The organism is Streptosporangium sandarakinum (genome assembly GCF_050942225.1).
Lineage (GTDB): Bacteria > Actinomycetota > Actinomycetes > Streptosporangiales > Streptosporangiaceae > Streptosporangium > Streptosporangium nondiastaticum.
Genome location: NZ_CP192034.1, coordinates 7,579,638 through 7,596,509, shown reverse-complemented (window position 1 = coordinate 7,596,509; position 16,872 = coordinate 7,579,638). Strand labels below are relative to the sequence as shown.

The following is a 16,872-nucleotide window of genomic DNA, read 5'->3' as shown; positions in this document are numbered from 1 at the left end:
CGCCGGGCCCGTCTCAGGGCCCGGCGACTCCGGCTGTTCCGAGCTCAGCGTTCAGCGTGAGGACCCGTCCTCGTCGCGCCAGAACTGGTCGGTGTAGGCGGTGTCGCAGTCGGACCGGACCGGGTGGGCGTTGTCCTCGTCTCCCCGCACGACCAGGCACTGCTGGCCGGCGAGGTTCCTCAGCTGGAAGTAGCCGTTCCTGGCGGACATGACCTCCCATATCTGGTCGTCGTAGTCGCCGCAGGAGGACTGGAGAGCGGGGGAACCCTCCGGGCCGCGCACGAGCAGGCATTTACCGCTGTTGGCGTTCACCAGCCGATAGCTTTTGTATTCGGAGTCGGCGTCCTCAGGAATGAAACGCCACTTCTGGTCGGGATAGTCGGCGCAGGACGACTGCACGGCCTTCGCGCCGTCGGCGTCCCCGCGCACGAGCAGACATTTACCGCTGTTGGCGTTCCTGACGTTGCGTCCGGCCTCCCGGTCGTGGCCCTGCCACTCCTGTTCCCGCCCCCGCTGTTCCCGGCCCTGGCCCTGGCCCTGCGGACTCTGCAGCTCCCGACCTCGCGCCTGCTCCCAGCCTTGATCGCGGCCCTGATCACGGCCCAGCTCCGGGCCCTGGATCCGGACCTGGCTCCCGTCCCGCTCCGCCCGGGCGACCTGGGGCCAGGCCGCGGCCGTGACACCCGCCGCCAGCAGGGCGAGACCCGCTCTCCCAGCCTTCACAGCCATTGTTCGCGGTATTCGCATCGAATGTCCCCCGATGAAATCGTGTTTCACCATTCCCCGCTTTCCCGCGCACCATAGCAACGCCCCGGGAAGCCCTCAAGGAATGGCTCGGGTGCGGAACGGGAAACGAATCACCGGGGCGGCGGGAGCCGCGGCGCGGGGGACGCCGCCCAGGATCCGCAGGCCGGGGAGCCCGGAACCGTCGGTCGGATGAGGCAGGGTTGCGATATGAGCATTGACCTTTCCGTGGTCTCCTCCTTCATGGCCACCCACGCCCGCCTCCTGGACCGCCGCCGGTTCGGGTTGCCGCTGGGCGAGAGCGATCCCGCCGCCGTGCTGGTGGCGCTGGACGGCTATCGCAACCCCGACGGCGGCTACGGCTGGGGCCTGGAGCCCGACCTGCGCTCCCCGGAGAGCCAGACGGGCGCCGCCGCGCACGCCTTCGAGGTGTTCGAGGAGATCGCCCCGGCCACGGCGCCGCAGGCCACAGCACTGTGCGACTGGCTGGAGTCGGTCTCGCTGCCCGACGGCGGCCTGCCGTTCGCGCTCCCCGTCACCTCCAGCGCCGGATGCGCCCCCTGGTGGGCCGGCGCCGACACCACGGTCTCCTCGCTGCAGATCACGTCCGTGACCGCGGCCGCCGCCCTCCGCGTCGCCGCCCGCGACCCGGCGGTCGCCGAACACCCCTGGCTCGACCGGGCCGTCCGCTACTGCCTGACCGCCGTCGAGGAGGTGGACCACACGTCCCACGCCTATGTGCTGGCCTTCGCCGTACGGTTCCTCGACGCCGTCCACGGCACCGCCCCCGAGGCGGCGGGCCTGCTGAAGCGCCTGGGCGAGTACATCCCCGCCGACGGGCGGATGCGCGTCGAGGGCGGCACCGAGGACGAGACGCTGCGCCCGCTCGACTTCGCCCCGTTCCCGGACCGCCCGGCGCGGGCGCTGTTCACCCAGGAGGTGATCGACGCGGACCTCGACCGGCTGGCCGGTCTGCAGCGGGACGACGGCGGGTGGACCGTCGACTACGCCACGATCTCGCCCGCCGGCGCCCTCGACTGGCGCGGATACACCACCGTGCGCGCCGTGGACGTCCTCCGCCGCAACGGCCGCCTCTGAGACCCCGGATCCGGAGGACCCGTCCTGGCCCGGACGGGTCCTCCGAGCCCGCGCCGAAAAGGCGAGTGAACCGGACGGGAACTGACCGGTATGGGATCTAGGCTCGCGGAGCCCCGCAGGACTCCGGAGCCGCGGGCCCGATCCCCGAAGGAGCCCCCGTCCCATGACCGCCGTGCCCGTCGTCTCCCGGCGTACCCTCAACCGGACGCTGCTGAGCCGCCAGTTCCTGACCAGCCGTACCTCCCGGCCCGCGCTGGAGGTGGTGCGGCACCTGGTGGCGGTGCAGAGCCAGGAGCCCAACTGGCCCTACGTCGGGCTCTGGACGCGGATGAGCCCCTTCACCCACGGCGACCTGGAGTCGCTGCTGCACGAGCGCGCCGTCGTGCGCTCCACCTCGCTGCGCCGTACCCAGCACCTGGTCGCCGCCGACGACTTCCGCTGGCTGCGTCCCCTGATCCAGCCCTTCATCGAACGCGCCGCGCGCCGGCCCCTCTACGCCGAGCCGGCCGCCGGGCTGGACCTGGCGGAGCTGGCCGAGACTGGCCGGGAACTGCTGGGCGACCGGGTCGTCCCGCGCCGGATGCTGGCCGGACTGTTCGCCGAGCGCTACCCGGGCCGCGACGGCATGATGCTGGCCCGGAACCTGGAGCTTCAGGTGCCGTTGGTGACCTCCCCGCGGATCGGCGTCTGGGGAGGCTGGGGCACCCGTCCCTCGATCGAGGTCGCCCTCGCCGACGCCTGGATCGGCGAGCCCATGGAGACGGCGCCGTCCGTCGAGGCGATGGTCCTCCGCTACCTGGCCGCCTTCGGGCCCGCCGGCGTCACGGACGTCCAGGCGTGGTCCGGAATCACCCGGCTGCGCGAGGTCGTCGACCGTCTCCGCCCGGAGCTCCGCGTCGTCCGGGACGAGCAGGGCAGGGAGCTGTTCGACCTCCCCGGCGCGCCGCTCGCCGAGGAGGACGCGCCCGCCCCGGTACGGTTCCTGCCCGCCTACGACAACGTCCTGCTCGGGCATGCCGACCGCACCCGGATCATCAGCGACGAGGACCGCGCCCGGGTCATGCCCGGACGGGCGCTGGTGCTGCCGACCTTCCTCGTCGACGGCTTCGTGCGCGGGATCTGGGAGCTGCGCGGCACGACACTCGCCGTCCTCCCGTTCCGGCCCCTGACACCGGGCGAGACCGAATCCGTGGCCGAGGAGGCCGAACGGCTCCACGCGTTCGTCGTCCCCGGCGCCCCCGCCCCGGACATCACCTTCTCCTGAACCGGTCCCCGCGGCCGGGCGTCATCGGCGCCGCGCGTCGTTCACGGGCGCCGGACGAAGCACGGCTCCGGTCCGCGTCACCCGGCGCCGCGCGCCGTCCGCGGACGACGGCGTCCCGGGGCCGCGTCATCCCTGGTCGCGGCCCGCCCGGGTCCCCTCGAAGGGGCTGTCGATGACGTATCGCCACCGCCCGTCCGGCCCGCGCCGGGCGACGTCGACGGCGGTGCTCTCGATGAGCACGGGCAGGCCGTCGGGGCCGGTGCCCTCGATGACCCAGTCGACGACCAGCAGGGCGACGTCACCGGCGGAGTGGACGTGCCGCGGCCGTACGGTGATGGGCACCCCGAGGGACTGGAACCGCTCGTTGGCGGCGTGGAGGTCCGGGCCGGTCAGCGCCGCACCCGATTCGGGGACGAACACCGCCCCGCTCTCGTACAGCTCCGCGACCGCCTCGGGGTCGCCGCTGTTGAACCGTTCGGCGAACACCGCGGGCACGTCCTCGGGGCGTTCGGCAAGCTGCCGCGTCATCGGCACAGGTCCTTCCGTAGGGGCCGCCGCCCGGTCTTTTCCGTCGGGCCGCCGGGCGGCCGGGCCGCCGCCGGTCCTCCCACCGGGCCGCCGGGCGGCGGGTCGTGAATCGTGGGTCGTGAGGTAGAAATCACCCGGACGCGGAAACGCTAGGAGGCGCTCTCGTGGCTCACCAAACGGTTGGTCACCCGGTACGGCCGGGCCTGCCCGACGACCCCCGCGCGGGCGTCACCGAACCCACCCCCGCCTGCCCGGTGGAGATCACCCTCGCGGCCCTGCACGGCCGCTGGACCACCCTGGTGGTCCGGGAGCTGCTGCGCGGCGACCGCACCTTCACCGAACTGCGGGAGGCCCTGCCCGCGCTTTCGGACAAGGTCCTGTCCGAACGGCTGGCGCACCTGGTGCGGATGGGCGTCATCGACCGGCACCGGCGGGCCGGCTGGCCGCCCCGGGTGCGCTACACGCTCACCGCGCACGGCCGCGACCTCGGCCCCGTCCTGCAGGCGCTCTGGGACTGGGGCGCGCGGCACCGGTCGCTCCCGCCGGGGGAACCCGGCGGGAGCTGAGACCCGACGCTCGTCCGGGACAGGTCCGCCCGCGCGTCCTGATGAACCCGTGGCGCCCGAAGCGCGTCCAACCCCTCCGAGGAGGTGCGATGGAAGCGTTGGGCACGGGGGACCCCGACCGGATCGGCGGGTACTGGCTGGCCGGACGGCTCGGTTCCGGCGGGCAGGGGGTGGTGTACGAGGCGTACGACGCCGACGGCGCCCGCTACGCCCTCAAGGTCCTGCACGCCACCACCGACCCCGGGCTGCGCGACAGGTTCCGCAAGGAGATCGCCGCGGCCCGGCGCGTCGCCTCGTTCTGCACCGCCAAAGTGATCGACGCCGACCCGGACGCGGCCCGGCCGTACGTCGTCAGCGAGTACGTGGAGGGCGTCAATCTGCGGCGCGCCGGGCGGCGGTTCACCGGGGACGACCTGCACCGCCTGGCGACGGCCGTCGCGACCGCGCTGACCGCGGTGCACGAGGCCGGCGTCGTGCACCGCGACCTCAAACCGGACAACGTCCTGCTCGGCCCGGACGGGCCCCGGGTGATCGACTTCGGGATCGCCCGGACCGCGGAGATGTCGCTGACCGCGAGCGGCGCCGTCGCCGGCACCCCCGCCTACATGGCCCCCGAGATCCTCACCGGACAGCGCGCCGGACCGCCGGCCGACGTGTTCGCCTGGGGGTGCGTCGTGGTGTTCGCCGCCACCGGCGAGGACCCGTTCCGGGCCGACGACCTCGGCGCGGTGATGCACCGCGTGCTGACCCACCACCCCGACCTGGGCGCGCTGCCGCCGTCCGTCCGCCCGCTGGTGGCCGCCGCGCTGGACAAGGACCCCGACCGCCGCCCGTCCGCCCGCGACCTCCTGCTCGCCCTGGTCGGAGGTCCCGGGGAGACCGGTACGGCCGGCGGCCTCTGGGCGGCCGGTACGGCGGGCGGCTCCGGGGAGGCCGGCCCGCTGGGCGGCTTCGGCGCGGACCTCCCGGCCGGGGGCGACCTGCTCGGCGCAGGCCGCCGCGCCGGCGCCCTGCACACCTCGGGCCCGGCCGACCCGGCCCTCGGCGCGCTGGCCGAGGACGCCTACGCCACCCTCGGGCCCGGCGAGCGGGAGTTCGTCCCCGAGCTGCTGCTGCGGCTGGTCACGATCGACGCCGACGGCCTGGAGACCGTACGGCGGGTACCCGCGGACGAGCTGCTGCCCGAGCGTCCCGAGACCCGCCGGCGCATCCTGGACGCCTTCGGCTACCTCGTCACCGAGCGCGACGGCGAGGTGGCCATCTCCCGCCCCGCCGTCCTGCGCGCCTGGCCCAGGCTGCGCTCGTGGGTGGAGGCCGACCGCGAGGGGCTGCCGGTCCTCGCCGAGATCGGCCGGGCCGCCCGCGTCTGGGACGCGCACGGCCGCCGCGACGCCGACCTGCCGCAGGGCAGCCGGCTGCAGGCGGCGCTCGGCTGGGCCGCCACCGGGCGGCGGCACCTGACCCTCACCCCGCTGGAACGTGACTTCCTCGCCGCCGCGGGCGGGCTCACCCGGCGTCGCGCCCGCCGCCGGCGGCTGTTCACCGTCGCGCTGGCGGTGCTGCTGGTGCTGTCCCTGGCCGGCGCCGCCGCCTCGGTCTACCAGGGCGCCCAGGTCGCCGAGCAGCGCGACCGGGTGGCCGCCGAACGCGACCAGGCCCGCGGCCGGGAGATCGCCCGCGTCGCCGGCGACCTGCGCACCACCGACCCGGTGAAGGCCATGCTGCTCAGCGTCGCCGCCTGGCGGCTCGCCCCCGGGTTCGAGAGCCGCTCCAGCCTCACCGACGCCATGTACGGCAGGGAGGTCGGCGTGTTCCGGCCCCCGGCGGCGCAGGGAGCCGCCGTGCAGGCGGTGAGCGGCGACGGCCGGACGCTCGCCCTCGTCGGTGAGCGCGGGGTGCGCGTGTACGAGGTGGCGACCGGCCGGCAGGTCGCCGAGTGGAACTCGCCCCGGCTGTCCGGGGGAGTGGGCCACGCCGATCTGAGCGGCGACGGCCGCCTGCTGGCCGTCACGGTCTCCCAGGCCATCCTGGTGTGGGAGACCCGCACCGGCCGCCTCGCCGGAAGCCGGTCGATGCCCGGAGTGAGCCCGGAAGGGCTGGAGGCCGACTTCGCGGGCAGCGGCCACCTCCTGGCGCTCAGCGGCTCCGAACGGCTCTGGGACGTGCGCCGCGACCGGCTCGTCCGCATGGGGTGGTCCCCGTACGAGACCTCGTTCACCGTCGCGCCGTCCGGGCGGATCGGCGCGACGGTGAACGGCGGCAGGGTCCGGGTGTGGCGGCTGCCCGGCGTCGTGGAGGACCGCCGCTTCCCGCGCGGCTGCGGCGGCGACGTCAACGTGGTGAGCTTCAGCGCCGACAGCCGGTTCCTGATCTGCGGCGGCGTGCGGATCGAGCTGTGGGACACGGCGACGGGCCGGCGCGCCCGGCAGGCCGCCGAGGCGCACGAGCAGAGCTACAACTGGATGTGGGCCTGGGCGGGCGCGGACCCGCCGGTGGCGCTGGACGGCGCCTCCGGGATACGGCTCAGCGACGACAACCGGCTGGCCGCCGGCCACGCCGGGACGTCCATCTGGGTCTGGGACGTCCAGGCCCACCGGGAGATCCTGACCTATCGGGCTCCCGCCAACGTCTCCGCCGTCTGGTTCACCCCGGACGGCCGGACCCTGCGTTACCGGCTCGGCGACCGGATAGTCGGCCTCGCCGTGCGGTCCCGGCTCCCGGAGTGGCGGCTCCGCGGCATCCACGACGTCCAGACGGTCAGCCCCGACGGCCGGTGGCTCATGGCCGAGCCGTCCGACGCCTCCCGGCTGATGCTCTGGGACGTCCCCGGGCGCCGTCTCGCCGGGACCTTCCCCCACGACCCGACCGTGATGCCCCGCTCGATGTTCGACCCCACGAGCAGGAGCGTCGCCGTCGTCTACGACGACCACCGGGTGGAGGTGCTCGACGTCGCCACGCGGCGCAGACTGTGGAGCCACAGGCTCGGCGCGGGCCGGAAGGTGACCGGGCGGGCGTTCAGCCCCGACGGCCGGACCTTCACCGTGGCCGACTGCGACACCCGGGGCGACCCCGCCGCCGACCCGGGGAAGACCGGCGACGAGGCCCCGGAGACCTCCGCCTACCCCGTGCGGAGCGACTGCCGGCTGCACGTGTGGGACACGCGCACCGGCCGGGAGATCCGGACCGTCAAGCTGGACACCCAGGTCTCCGGCATCGTCTACCTGCGCGACGGCCGCACGCTGGCCTCGGCCGAGGGCCGTCTCGTCGACACCGCGACGGGCAGGTCCGCCGGCGGGGGATACGTCAGCACTCCCGGCGGGGCGGTCAACGTCACCGCGGACCCGACCGGAAGGTGGCTCGCGGTCGGCGACGGCGAGCGGGTGACCCTGTGGGACATCCGGAACCACAGGCCGCTGCCCCCGGACCTGCCCGTCGCGGCGCGCGACTCCGGCCCCACGGTGTTCTCCCCCCGCGGGGACGTGCTCGTCACCGTGGACGACAACGAGATCATCCGGCTGTGGGACACCGCCACCCGGCAGCCGATCGGGGCGGGGATCGACGTCCACGACGCCGACGAGTATCTCGGGCTCTACCCGGCCTTCACCGCCGACGGCACCCGGCTGCGCCCGGCCGGCGTCGGAGGCCACGTCTACGAGCTGCCCGTCGCCCCCGGCCTGATGGCCGCCGAGGTCTGCGCGCGGGCCGGCCGTACGCTCACCCGGCGGGAGTGGGGCGAGTATCTCGGCGGCGTGCCGTACCGCGACGTCTGCGCCGCCCCCTGACCGTCCCTGACCGTCCCTGGCCGCCCCCTGACCGTCCCTGGCCGCCTCCTGACCGTCCCTGGCCGGTCCTGGCCGGCTCTTACAGGGCTGGTCGGACCGGTGCAGCCCGGTCAGGGACGCTCGGGCTGCATGAGCAGGGCCTCGGCGCCGACCGGGCGGAAGCCCGCCGCGAGGGAGGCCCGCACACTGGCCGCGTTGCCGGGCGCCACCTGCGCCCACAGGGTGTGGGCGGCGCCGTCCACCGCGGTGAGGAGGTGCCGGCCCGCCAGCGCCAGCAGCCTGCCCAGGCCCGCGCCCCGGTGGCCGGGATCGACCTCGCCCGCGACCTCCCAGCGGCCCGCCACGCCCCGGCCGAGCAGCACGACACCGCCGTCCGTCTCCCACACCCGCACGTCGTCGCGGTGGCGCAGGGCCCGCCGTACCCGGGGGTGGCCGCGGTCGGTGAGCTCCGTGAGCGGCAGCGGCGGCGGGCCGGTCAGCGGTCCGGCGGTCAGCAGCATGTCCACGTTGTCCACCCGCCGCCCGGTGCGCTCCTCCAGGGCGCGCAGGAAGCGCGGGTGCAGGGGCGCGGACAGGTCATCGGCGGGAAGCAGCCCGCGCAGCCACTCGTGGTCGACGTCGGCGAACACCACGCTGTGCGCGGTGAACGCGATGACGCCGCAGTCGCGCGGGCTCGGCTGTACGGTGAGCCGCACGGAGCCGTCGGCGGCCGGGAAGTCCCCGCGTCCGGCCGCCTCCAGCAGCCTGCTCAGCTCGTGCACGGCACGCCCCTTTTCGGCCTAGGTTATCGCTCTGCATGTGAAGAAATGCCTGATTTATGGCCGCACCTGGACATTGCCACGTTCCAACGTGTGACGTATGTGTGAGCAGCAGCGTCACCTGTGTACCAGTGGAGGATCACCGTGTCCCACGCGTCAATGGCTGACGATCGCAACTGGCCGATCGGCACCCTCCTGCATCGGCTCCCGGCTACTGCACGAACCGAGCTCCTCCAGATCGGCATGCTTCGTACGCTGCCGTCCGGTCATGTGCTCATACACCAGGGCGACAGCAGTACATCCGTGTGGCTGCTGCTCGACGCCCTGGTCAAGGTGACCGCGCGGGTGGAAAGCGGCACTGAAGCCCTGCTCGCGGTACGTGTTTCCGGTGATCTGGTCGGCGAGATGGCCGTCTTGAACGGAGCACCGCGCTCGGCCACGGTCACCACGTGCGGGCACGGCGTGTACGAGCACATCAAAGGGCCGGTTTTCATTTCCTTCCTCCAGCGCTATCCAGCCGCCGCTCTGGAACTGAACCGGATCACGGCAGAGCGGCTGCGATGGTCCAACCAGCGACGACTGGACCTGGCAGGTTACGAAACGGATGTGTGCCTGGCCCGTGTCCTTCTTGCGCTCGCTGCTCGGCATGGCCGACGCGAAGCCGACGGTGTGGGCTTGAACATCGGAGTACCGATCACTCAGGCCGAGTTGGGCGGGCTCGTAGGTGCGAAGGAAGGCACCGTGCATAAAGCGCTGCGGGCGCTCGCCACTCAAGGCCTCCTGAAGAGCGGCTATCGCACCATCGTCATTACCGACCCAAAGGGGTTGACGAGCTTCGCCGACCTACCACCGGATCAGGCATCGGTGCTTCCCTAGCGTTGTAACCGAGAACGATCACTGGATCGGAGTGACGTCACCGGCTTCGGACGCCGTAGGCGTCGACCAGGTCGTCGCTGCAGGGGTCCGCTCAGTTCCGGTGATGGCGGGGACCGAGATGAGGGCCTTCACGCTCCAGCTGAACCGGGTGGTGACGATGGCTCCCTTCAGTGGATGACCGGCGCCCGGCCACCAGACGGTCTGGACCGTCATCGTCCTGCCCGTATGGTCGGTCCCGATGCTCCATGTGAACGAGATCTCGCCGACACGCGGGTCGAGCTGGCCGCCGAACATGTCGTGGGACGGCATCGTCGGTATCGCTTGCGATCTCGTGGCAAATAATCGTGTCGCAGCGCCCGATGAATGATCTACAGGGCAGCTTGGCGTCACCCAATAATTCGGCAGAGAACCGCGGCGAAAACCCTATTTGTATGGCTTGCCGGCCAGGGTCCTCGATCACCGTGGACGTCGTCACCTACGCCATGGAGGTACCGTGAACGAGCATCCCAGCCGCGAGTACCAAGTACTGCTCAGCGTCGACGTCGAGAACTATGGCGGTCGCAACTACGTTGAGCACCGCACGCTGCAGAGCGCGCTGGTGCAGGTGGTCGACGAAGCGGCCGACAGGGCCGAGTTGGACCGCCACCTCTGGGTCCGGCAGATGGTCGGCGACTCCATCACCGCTCTGCTGCCCGGGGGCACCGATGTCTACCGGATCCTCGACAACTTCGTACGCGAACTCGACGCGGCGATCGGCTTCCACAACCGCAGACGAGCTGAACCGGCGTGGTCACCCATGCGGCTACGGCTGGCTCTGGATGCCGGACTCGTCGACTCCACAGGCGCGGCCGGGTGGCCGGGACCACGCGCCGTGGAAGTGGTCAGGCTACGGGATTCCCGGCCGGCTCGTGCCGCACTCGGCGTTTTCCCCGCCGCCGAACTGGTGGTCATCGTCTCTGAGGCGATTTACAACGATCACGTCACTCAGCTGTCCGGAAGGCCGGCACCTTCGGAGTTTCTGAGGGTTCATACCGAGGAGAAGACGGAGCGGTACACCGCTTACCTGTACGTGCCGCGGTTCGACCCGCACAGCAGCCCGGAACTGGTGAAGTTCGCCGTGGAGTCCGATCCGCACACCTCGGACACATCTGCCCCTCCGGGGGAGCGGGCACCATCCGGGCCGGCCGAGACGCCGCACATCCCGACCATCCACGCTGGCCGCGATGCGATCGGGCAGCTGTCCAACCACGTGACCAACGGTGACATAAACAGTGCTGGACGGGACCAGCGCATCTCCTCTCGCCGAATGGGGGGCCCTAAGAAGTGAGCGATTCGGAACAGGCTCCCCCAGATGGGCCCTCCGCCACTGAAGCTTCCTCCGGCTCGCGAGGTGAGGAATCCGCAGTCACCGGAGACGGGGTGCCCCGGTCCGAAAGTGAGAGGCCGAAACACGCGGAAGTGAAAGAGCTTCCGCCTGCGCCCCCTGAAAACCGGACCACGGACGAAAAAGAGGTGGCCGGAGAAGAAGAGAAAGATTCTCCAAAACGCTCCATTCAAGAGGAGGTGGCAGAGGCCGAAGTCGATCGGCTGCAGCGCGAGAAAAACCTGGATGAGCTGTTTTATGAGGAGCGGGCGTCATGGGTCGGACGTGATTCATACGGTCGCGTCACCAACCGGGTCAGGAACGGCAATCTGAACCAGGCGGGTCGAGATCTGCACTACCACGCAGGTGGCGCCGATGAATCAAGTGTGGCAGTCGATCTGATCTCCACCCAAGAGGCCGAACGCTTGCTAATGCCTCTCGTCCCCACATCCTCCCAGGAGGAGACACGCAAGCTGCTTGATCGCGAGAGGGTCGTGCTCATACATGGTTCAGAAAACACGGGACGGGCCACGGCCGCCATGGCGGCTTTACTGGATTGGGCCTGGCTCGCAAGACGACGAGACGAGGATCCGCCGGTGGGGTGGATTCGCCTAGAAGGACCAAGGCCCCGGCTCCGTGACCTTGAGCTGCTGGAGGGTCACGGCTACGTGATGGAGCTGGCCGACGCCGACTTGGACTCCCGCATACGTCAGCTCAGAAGCTTGGCTGATCAGAACGACTGCCGGGTGGTGATATTGGTGCCGAGCGAAAGTCTAGCCCCCACTGAAGCGATCGTCGAACATCAGCCTCCCCCTGGCATCGAGGTCTTCAAGCGGAGACTCTCCTATGAGGCGCACGCTGCGAAACTCGCAGTGCCATTCGCATCACATGTTCCCAAAGAGATCAAAGAAGAGCTGGGCGATGAAACGGCGCCGAGGAAAGCCGCAGGACTTGCCTGCCGCGTCGTCCGAGGCTTGTCATCCGGCCGTTCCGTCGAGGAAATCTTAGGAGATCTGCCGAACCGAATCCGCGAGGAGATCCGAAAAAAACTCCACGATCGAAGGCCTGTCCTGGGCCGCTGCTTCATGGCGAGCATCGCGGTCCTGCACGGCTTGCCGGAGACGGTTGTCTCGGAATCCGCACTCTCACTGGCCAAGCTCATCGACGACGAATGGAGGAGTGAGGCGAAAACGCGACCGATCCCCATCTGGGAGCAGCTCCCCGCATGGCTCGACTACGCGCGAGCCACTACCCTCCCCATTGCCATGGTGGGAGGGGGCATGACCGTACGCCTCAGACAGCCCAAAAACGCGGCCGTGATGCTCCGCGTCCTCTGGGAGGACCAGCCGACAATCCGAAACCAGCTCATCACCTGGCTGCACTCTATGGGGGACAGCCCTGACCCGGAGATTCAGATGAAGGTGGCACATGCCGTGGGCCGACTGGCTACCTTCAACTTCCGCGTCGTCGATGAGAAGTTTCTCAAACCATGGAGCCGCTCCGATCGGGTGAGGAGTCGGCGCCTGGCTGCGCTGATGCTGGAGGCCGCTGCCCAGGACCCGGATCTCACGACACGCGTACATCTTCAGCTTCAAAGGATGGCAAGTGGAACCCGGGGAGAACGAGCGATAGTGGTGCGGGCCTACGCCTCGCAGATAGGGACCGATGCACCTGACATGGCCATGAGGGTGTTCCGAAAGCTGGGGTTCCGGCTCGACAAGGAGTTCAACCCGGCGGTGGCCCAATCCGTCTACTACCTGTACTCCCAGGAGACCGCCGTTGCGATTCTCCTGGACCTGGCTTCCTGGGCGCGAGAGGACGGCCAGGGTGGACGCAACACCGCCGCCCTGTCACTGTCGAGGCTCGCCGCCCTGCCCTCGGGAAATCCGGCGCGGCCGGTGCTCACCAGCCTCGACCTCCAAGACCAAGAGCTACGGAAGGCCTTGATCACGCTCTGGCGCAATGCACTCGGCCTGTACACCCCCAACATCACCGGCGGCAGGCGGCCACGTGCGACCCCTGAGGCGTGGCCGCTCTTCCTCGGCGGGTGGATCTCTCGCTACGAGGAGCAGCCGAACCTGCGACCTGTGATCGACGAGGTCCTCCGCAGCGCGGATCGCAAAGCGGAGAGGCAACTCGTCCACCTGTATCTGCGGATGTGGTGGCAACGCCGACACATCTCTCAGACCCTCTACAAACACCTCAATCGGCTCGCCGAAGGGAATTGACCTATGTTGTGGAAGAGGTTCGAGTTGGTTCAGGAACCGGAAGAGCCTGTCAGAGAGGAGCCGGAGAGCTTCCTCTCTCCTGCGCGCGACGATGCCTACGACTTCACCGTCACGGTTCACCGCACTGCGAGCTTCGCTGGCCGGCCCAGGAGCGCCGGCTCGTGGCTGGACGATCAGTCCGAGTCGGAACATGTGCGAGGTCTGATTCGGGAGGTGGCCCGACAGATCACCCGCCGGTTCTCCATATTCGACCCCGATAAAGCAGAGAGCGCGGTTAACGAGCACATCCAAAGGCGACTGGATGAGATCGCCCAAGGAGACCGGCGGTTCACCCTGCGCTGGTGGGCCCGGGCCGAGGTCTCCATCCCAGAAGAAGTCAGGGAACTCAAGCAGCAGGTCGCTGTGGAAAAATACAAGATATACAGCAAAGCCGAGACCAAGGCTCTTCAGATAGTCAAGACCGACGAGCTAAGGCTCGCCTGGGAGCGCTTCCTGGCCGCCGTCGAGAAGAGCCCTAAGGCGCGACCGGCCATCCAGCTCGCAGAGAACCCCGGCAACGTGACGCAGGTCTTCACCGACATGCTTGCCGAACAGCAGAAGAACGCCGAGCAGCTCCTGTCCGTGATCGCCAAGATCACGGACTCGCTCCAGCAGGCCGACATCCTCGACGTGATCGTCAACAGTGAGACGGTCCTCAGGCGGACCCTGGAAGTGATGGGCATCCCCTTGCCTGCCATGGAGCAGGACACTTTTTTGATTTCGGTCGACGAGATGTGATTCCCCCCGCAGGAGGACCCCTCGTCTCGTAAGTGCCGAGGGCCATGGGAGCGTTCACGGAAAGAACGCTCCCAGCGCCATCCATGTCACCGTGGTGACGAACATGAGAACCATCCAGGGAACCGCTCTCGTAATCCGGGCGTACTTGGCACGAGCGACATCGGCGAGAACGTTGATCAACCTTTCTGCCTCTCTTGCCTGTTCCTCCAGATCGTCCTGTCTCTGTTGAGCCTCGGTGGCGCCCGGGGCATAGCCGGCCAAGCCGAACCGATTGGATCCCGCAGGTTCCTTGAGCCTGGGGCGAATGGCCGCGATCAGATGATGGCCCGCGATCAGGAATCCGCAGGCGAAGCAGGCCAGCAGAGCCACGCCTACAACTCCCGGCGCCACCCCGGCTTTCCAGAGCGCGGTGGCCGTGTCCACATTCCCTGCGGCCAGCGCGGCGGTTCCCGCATGTATCGCGACGAGTGTTCCGGCCTTCGCGTCAGCGTGCTGAATGTACGTCTGAAAGACTCCCAGCCTGACCAGCGTCATGTTCAGCAGTTCTGCTTTTGTGGATATCTGCGGGGCCAAGGAAGAGAGTCGATTGCGGCGAGAAAAGATCGAGAGGGGCCACGTGAGCTTCCTGAGCAACATCATCATCCTCCATGTTTCGATGGCGTCGACTCAATGGCACACCTGGTTGTGCTGCGTAACCCCTCATTAATCCGGGAAGTGGATCGGTAATCTATCTACGGCGAGTTGGCCTTTCTGCATGTGGAGCAGCCCAGTCGTTCGGCCTTTCCTCCAAGTAGGCCTGTGGCAGGGTAAGGTTGGCATGGTCTCGGCCAGCGGATGCATGGAGAAGGCCTCGACTTCTCAAGCACGGGCCCTCTACAAGGACGACGAGTGCGCGCTACCCAGGGCTAGGAGATGCGCTGCCAGTATGTGGAGATGAAGTCCCAGAGGATCTTCCGGTCCGAGGCCAGGCTCGCGTGCTGGTCGTGCCAGAGGCCCGTGAAGCCCCGCTGGACGTCGTAGGCACCTATCTCCGTCTTCGGCTTGAGGCCGAGCTCGACGGTCTTGTTGGGGAACGGGCCGAACAGTCCCGGCTTACCGGCCAGGTCCGCCTCGTTCCAGCGCGGCCCCAGGACGGGACCGACGGCCTCTCTCGTCTTCTGCCTGTCGGCTTCCAGCAGCGGCCGGTCGTTGATGACCGACATGTCCTTCTTGTAGAGGACGTTGTAGGCCAGCTGGACGAACTCGTCGAGGCTAGTCCTCGCCCAGAGGGCGCCGACCCTCGTACGCCGCGGATCCGACGCGCCGAGGCTGCCGTCCTTGCCGTCAGTCGTCGACATGGTGCGACCCTTGGCGATGTCGAACTCGCGGCCGAACTGGCCGACCCGTTTCTGCAGGAAGAACGGGTTCCTCCGGTCCTCGGCGAACTTCGCGAGCGCGAAGACGGAGACGACGGGGGCGGTGATCGTGAGAATCCCCAGGGCCCACTTGACGTCGTGCCACCGCTTGGCCGGGCTCTGCTTCCAGTCCCTGCCCCTCAGGCTCGCGTAACCCGGGGCGGGCCAGGACCGGGCGGCGAGGCCCGCGCCGGTGCTGAGCACGGACATGCCGAATCCCATCCCGGCGGCGTGCTTCCAGTCCCAGCCGGCGCCGCCGGCCCATCCCGCGGTCGCCAGCACGGTCGTGCTCACCGCCCCGCCGACCAGGGTCCGGGAGAACGCCCGCTCCCACGTGGCGGACTCCATGGCCTCGGCCAGGCCGGTGAGCGTGGGGCCGCCCCGGCGCAGGAGGGCGGGCAGCGCGGCGTGCGCGCCGGCCATCAACCCGCCGGCGAGCGCTCCGTGCGACAGGTCCCGGGCCAGCTCCGCTCCGTCGACGGTTCCGGTGGCGAACAGCTGGTCGATCACCCCCAGCCCGCCGGAGTACATCGCGCCCAGCGCGGCCTGGCGGATCATCAGCAGGACGATCCGCAGCGCCAGGCCCTCCAGCCGGAGCAGTTTCCTCACCACGAGGTCGAGCACCGGGCCGAGTCGGGGGGCCAGCAGCCTCGCGAGGAGCATCAGCGTCAGCACGAACGCCGCGGACGCCATGAACCGCTGCCTGGCCTCGATGATCGCGTCATGGGCGATGCGGGCGCAGTCGGCGAGGTGCTCGCATCGCCGCCGCAGGTCCGCCAGCCACCCCTGCTCGCCGTGGACCAGTCGCGCGGCCCGTCCGAACGCGGCCGTGGCCGACCCGGACCCGGCCCGGACCACCCGCCCGGACTGCCCGGCGATCTGCTCCTGAACGTCGCCGACCACCCGCGCCATCGCCGTCGCGGCGTCGAGCAGCCGCGCCACCCCGTCGAGATCGCCGTCCGGCCACGCCGCCCCGAATCCCACGGACTCCAGGAACCAGATCGCCTGGCTCACGAAGCCGGGCGGCGGCGTGGTCGACGGCAGGCCGCCCGGGCCCGGCTCGGGCCGGTACACCTCCGGGTCCCTCAGCCATCCCGGGCACAGCGGCACGTACGGGACCCCCGCGTTCGCCTCCTCGGCCGCGGCGTACTCGCATCCGGTGACGACCATTCCGGCCGCCATTTCGCGCAGCAGATTCACCGCCAGGGCGAGGTCCCTCAGGAGGTCGTCGCGTATCCGGGCGAACCCCGGCACGCCCGCCCCGGGATCGCCGTCGAACAACGCGCGGCCCAGGTCGTCCTGGCCGAAGGGCCGCTCGTCCATCGCCCGGCAGAACCGGTCCACGCCCCGGGCCAGCTCGTCGGCGGCCTCCCGGACGCCTCTCCCCGCGCCGGCCCAGACCTCCGGGTCGAACCCCAGCACTCCCGCGAGGGCCACGTCGTCGGTGGCGATGTCCCTCAACCGCCCCTCAAGTCATGATCAACGGCAGCCGCC

General features: G+C 70.1%; 14 protein-coding genes. 8 read left to right on the top strand and 6 right to left on the bottom strand.

From position 1 onward, the window contains the following. Positions 1-51: 51 nt before the first annotated feature. Positions 52-729 (bottom strand): RICIN domain-containing protein, encoded by a 678-nt coding sequence (locus ACQP10_RS34845; RefSeq protein ID WP_433540457.1) that lies wholly within the window; start codon positions 727-729, stop codon positions 52-54. 225 nt (positions 730-954) lie between these two features. Here ACQP10_RS34845 and ACQP10_RS34840 point away from each other — a divergent pair, with 225 nt between their 5' ends. Further along, positions 955-1,842, top strand: coding sequence for a hypothetical protein (locus tag ACQP10_RS34840; RefSeq protein ID WP_433540456.1), 888 nt, complete (start codon positions 955-957; stop codon positions 1,840-1,842). Between the two features lie 163 nt (positions 1,843-2,005). Next, positions 2,006-3,106 (top strand): winged helix DNA-binding domain-containing protein, encoded by a 1,101-nt coding sequence (locus ACQP10_RS34835; RefSeq protein WP_433540455.1) that lies wholly within the window; start codon positions 2,006-2,008, stop codon positions 3,104-3,106. A 126-nt stretch (positions 3,107-3,232) separates the two neighbouring features. Here ACQP10_RS34835 and ACQP10_RS34830 read toward each other — a convergent pair whose 3' ends face one another. After that, the gene (locus tag ACQP10_RS34830; RefSeq protein ID WP_179825993.1) at positions 3,233-3,634 is read right to left on the bottom strand and encodes a YybH family protein; all 402 of its coding nucleotides are present in this window, start codon (positions 3,632-3,634) and stop codon (positions 3,233-3,235) included. A gap of 164 nt (positions 3,635-3,798) precedes the next feature. Between ACQP10_RS34830 and ACQP10_RS34825 the strand changes: the two genes are divergently transcribed. After that, on the top strand, positions 3,799-4,200 hold the full coding sequence (locus ACQP10_RS34825) for a winged helix-turn-helix transcriptional regulator (protein ID WP_433540454.1): 402 nt from the start codon (positions 3,799-3,801) through the stop codon (positions 4,198-4,200). Positions 4,201-4,289: 89 nt separating this feature from the next. Further along, a complete protein-coding gene (locus ACQP10_RS34820) occupies positions 4,290-7,982 on the top strand; it encodes a protein kinase domain-containing protein (RefSeq protein WP_433540453.1) in 3,693 nt (1,230 codons plus the stop codon). A gap of 110 nt (positions 7,983-8,092) precedes the next feature. Here ACQP10_RS34820 and ACQP10_RS34815 read toward each other — a convergent pair whose 3' ends face one another. Then, positions 8,093-8,743 carry a GNAT family N-acetyltransferase gene (locus ACQP10_RS34815; RefSeq protein ID WP_433540452.1) on the bottom strand — a complete coding sequence of 217 codons (651 nt, stop codon included), beginning with the start codon at positions 8,741-8,743 and terminating at the stop codon, positions 8,093-8,095. Between the two features lie 156 nt (positions 8,744-8,899). Between ACQP10_RS34815 and ACQP10_RS34810 the strand changes: the two genes are divergently transcribed. Next, positions 8,900-9,616 (top strand): Crp/Fnr family transcriptional regulator, encoded by a 717-nt coding sequence (locus tag ACQP10_RS34810; protein ID WP_433540451.1) that lies wholly within the window; start codon positions 8,900-8,902, stop codon positions 9,614-9,616. Between the two features lie 18 nt (positions 9,617-9,634). On the opposite strand, the gene ACQP10_RS34805 is transcribed toward ACQP10_RS34810, so the two are convergent. After that, positions 9,635-9,910: a hypothetical protein gene (locus tag ACQP10_RS34805; protein WP_433540450.1), complete on the bottom strand. Its 276-nt coding sequence runs from the start codon at positions 9,908-9,910 to the stop codon at positions 9,635-9,637. 199 nt (positions 9,911-10,109) lie between these two features. Here ACQP10_RS34805 and ACQP10_RS34800 point away from each other — a divergent pair, with 199 nt between their 5' ends. From ACQP10_RS34800 to ACQP10_RS34790, 3 genes are all read left to right on the top strand, one after another. Further along, positions 10,110-10,943: a hypothetical protein gene (locus tag ACQP10_RS34800; RefSeq protein WP_433540449.1), complete on the top strand. Its 834-nt coding sequence runs from the start codon at positions 10,110-10,112 to the stop codon at positions 10,941-10,943. 131 nt (positions 10,944-11,074) lie between these two features. Then, positions 11,075-13,207 (top strand): hypothetical protein, encoded by a 2,133-nt coding sequence (locus ACQP10_RS34795; RefSeq protein WP_433540448.1) that lies wholly within the window; start codon positions 11,075-11,077, stop codon positions 13,205-13,207. 3 nt (positions 13,208-13,210) lie between these two features. Further along, positions 13,211-13,984: a hypothetical protein gene (locus ACQP10_RS34790; RefSeq protein WP_433540447.1), complete on the top strand. Its 774-nt coding sequence runs from the start codon at positions 13,211-13,213 to the stop codon at positions 13,982-13,984. A gap of 54 nt (positions 13,985-14,038) precedes the next feature. Here ACQP10_RS34790 and ACQP10_RS34785 read toward each other — a convergent pair whose 3' ends face one another. Together ACQP10_RS34785 and ACQP10_RS34780 are read right to left on the bottom strand one after the other, a co-directional pair. Continuing rightward, complete coding sequence (locus ACQP10_RS34785; protein ID WP_433540446.1) at positions 14,039-14,626, bottom strand: hypothetical protein; 588 nt, start codon at positions 14,624-14,626, stop codon at positions 14,039-14,041. Positions 14,627-14,889: 263 nt separating this feature from the next. Then, positions 14,890-16,839, bottom strand: coding sequence for a sugar transferase (locus ACQP10_RS34780; RefSeq protein ID WP_433540445.1), 1,950 nt, complete (start codon positions 16,837-16,839; stop codon positions 14,890-14,892). Between the last annotated feature and the right edge of the window lie 33 nt (positions 16,840-16,872).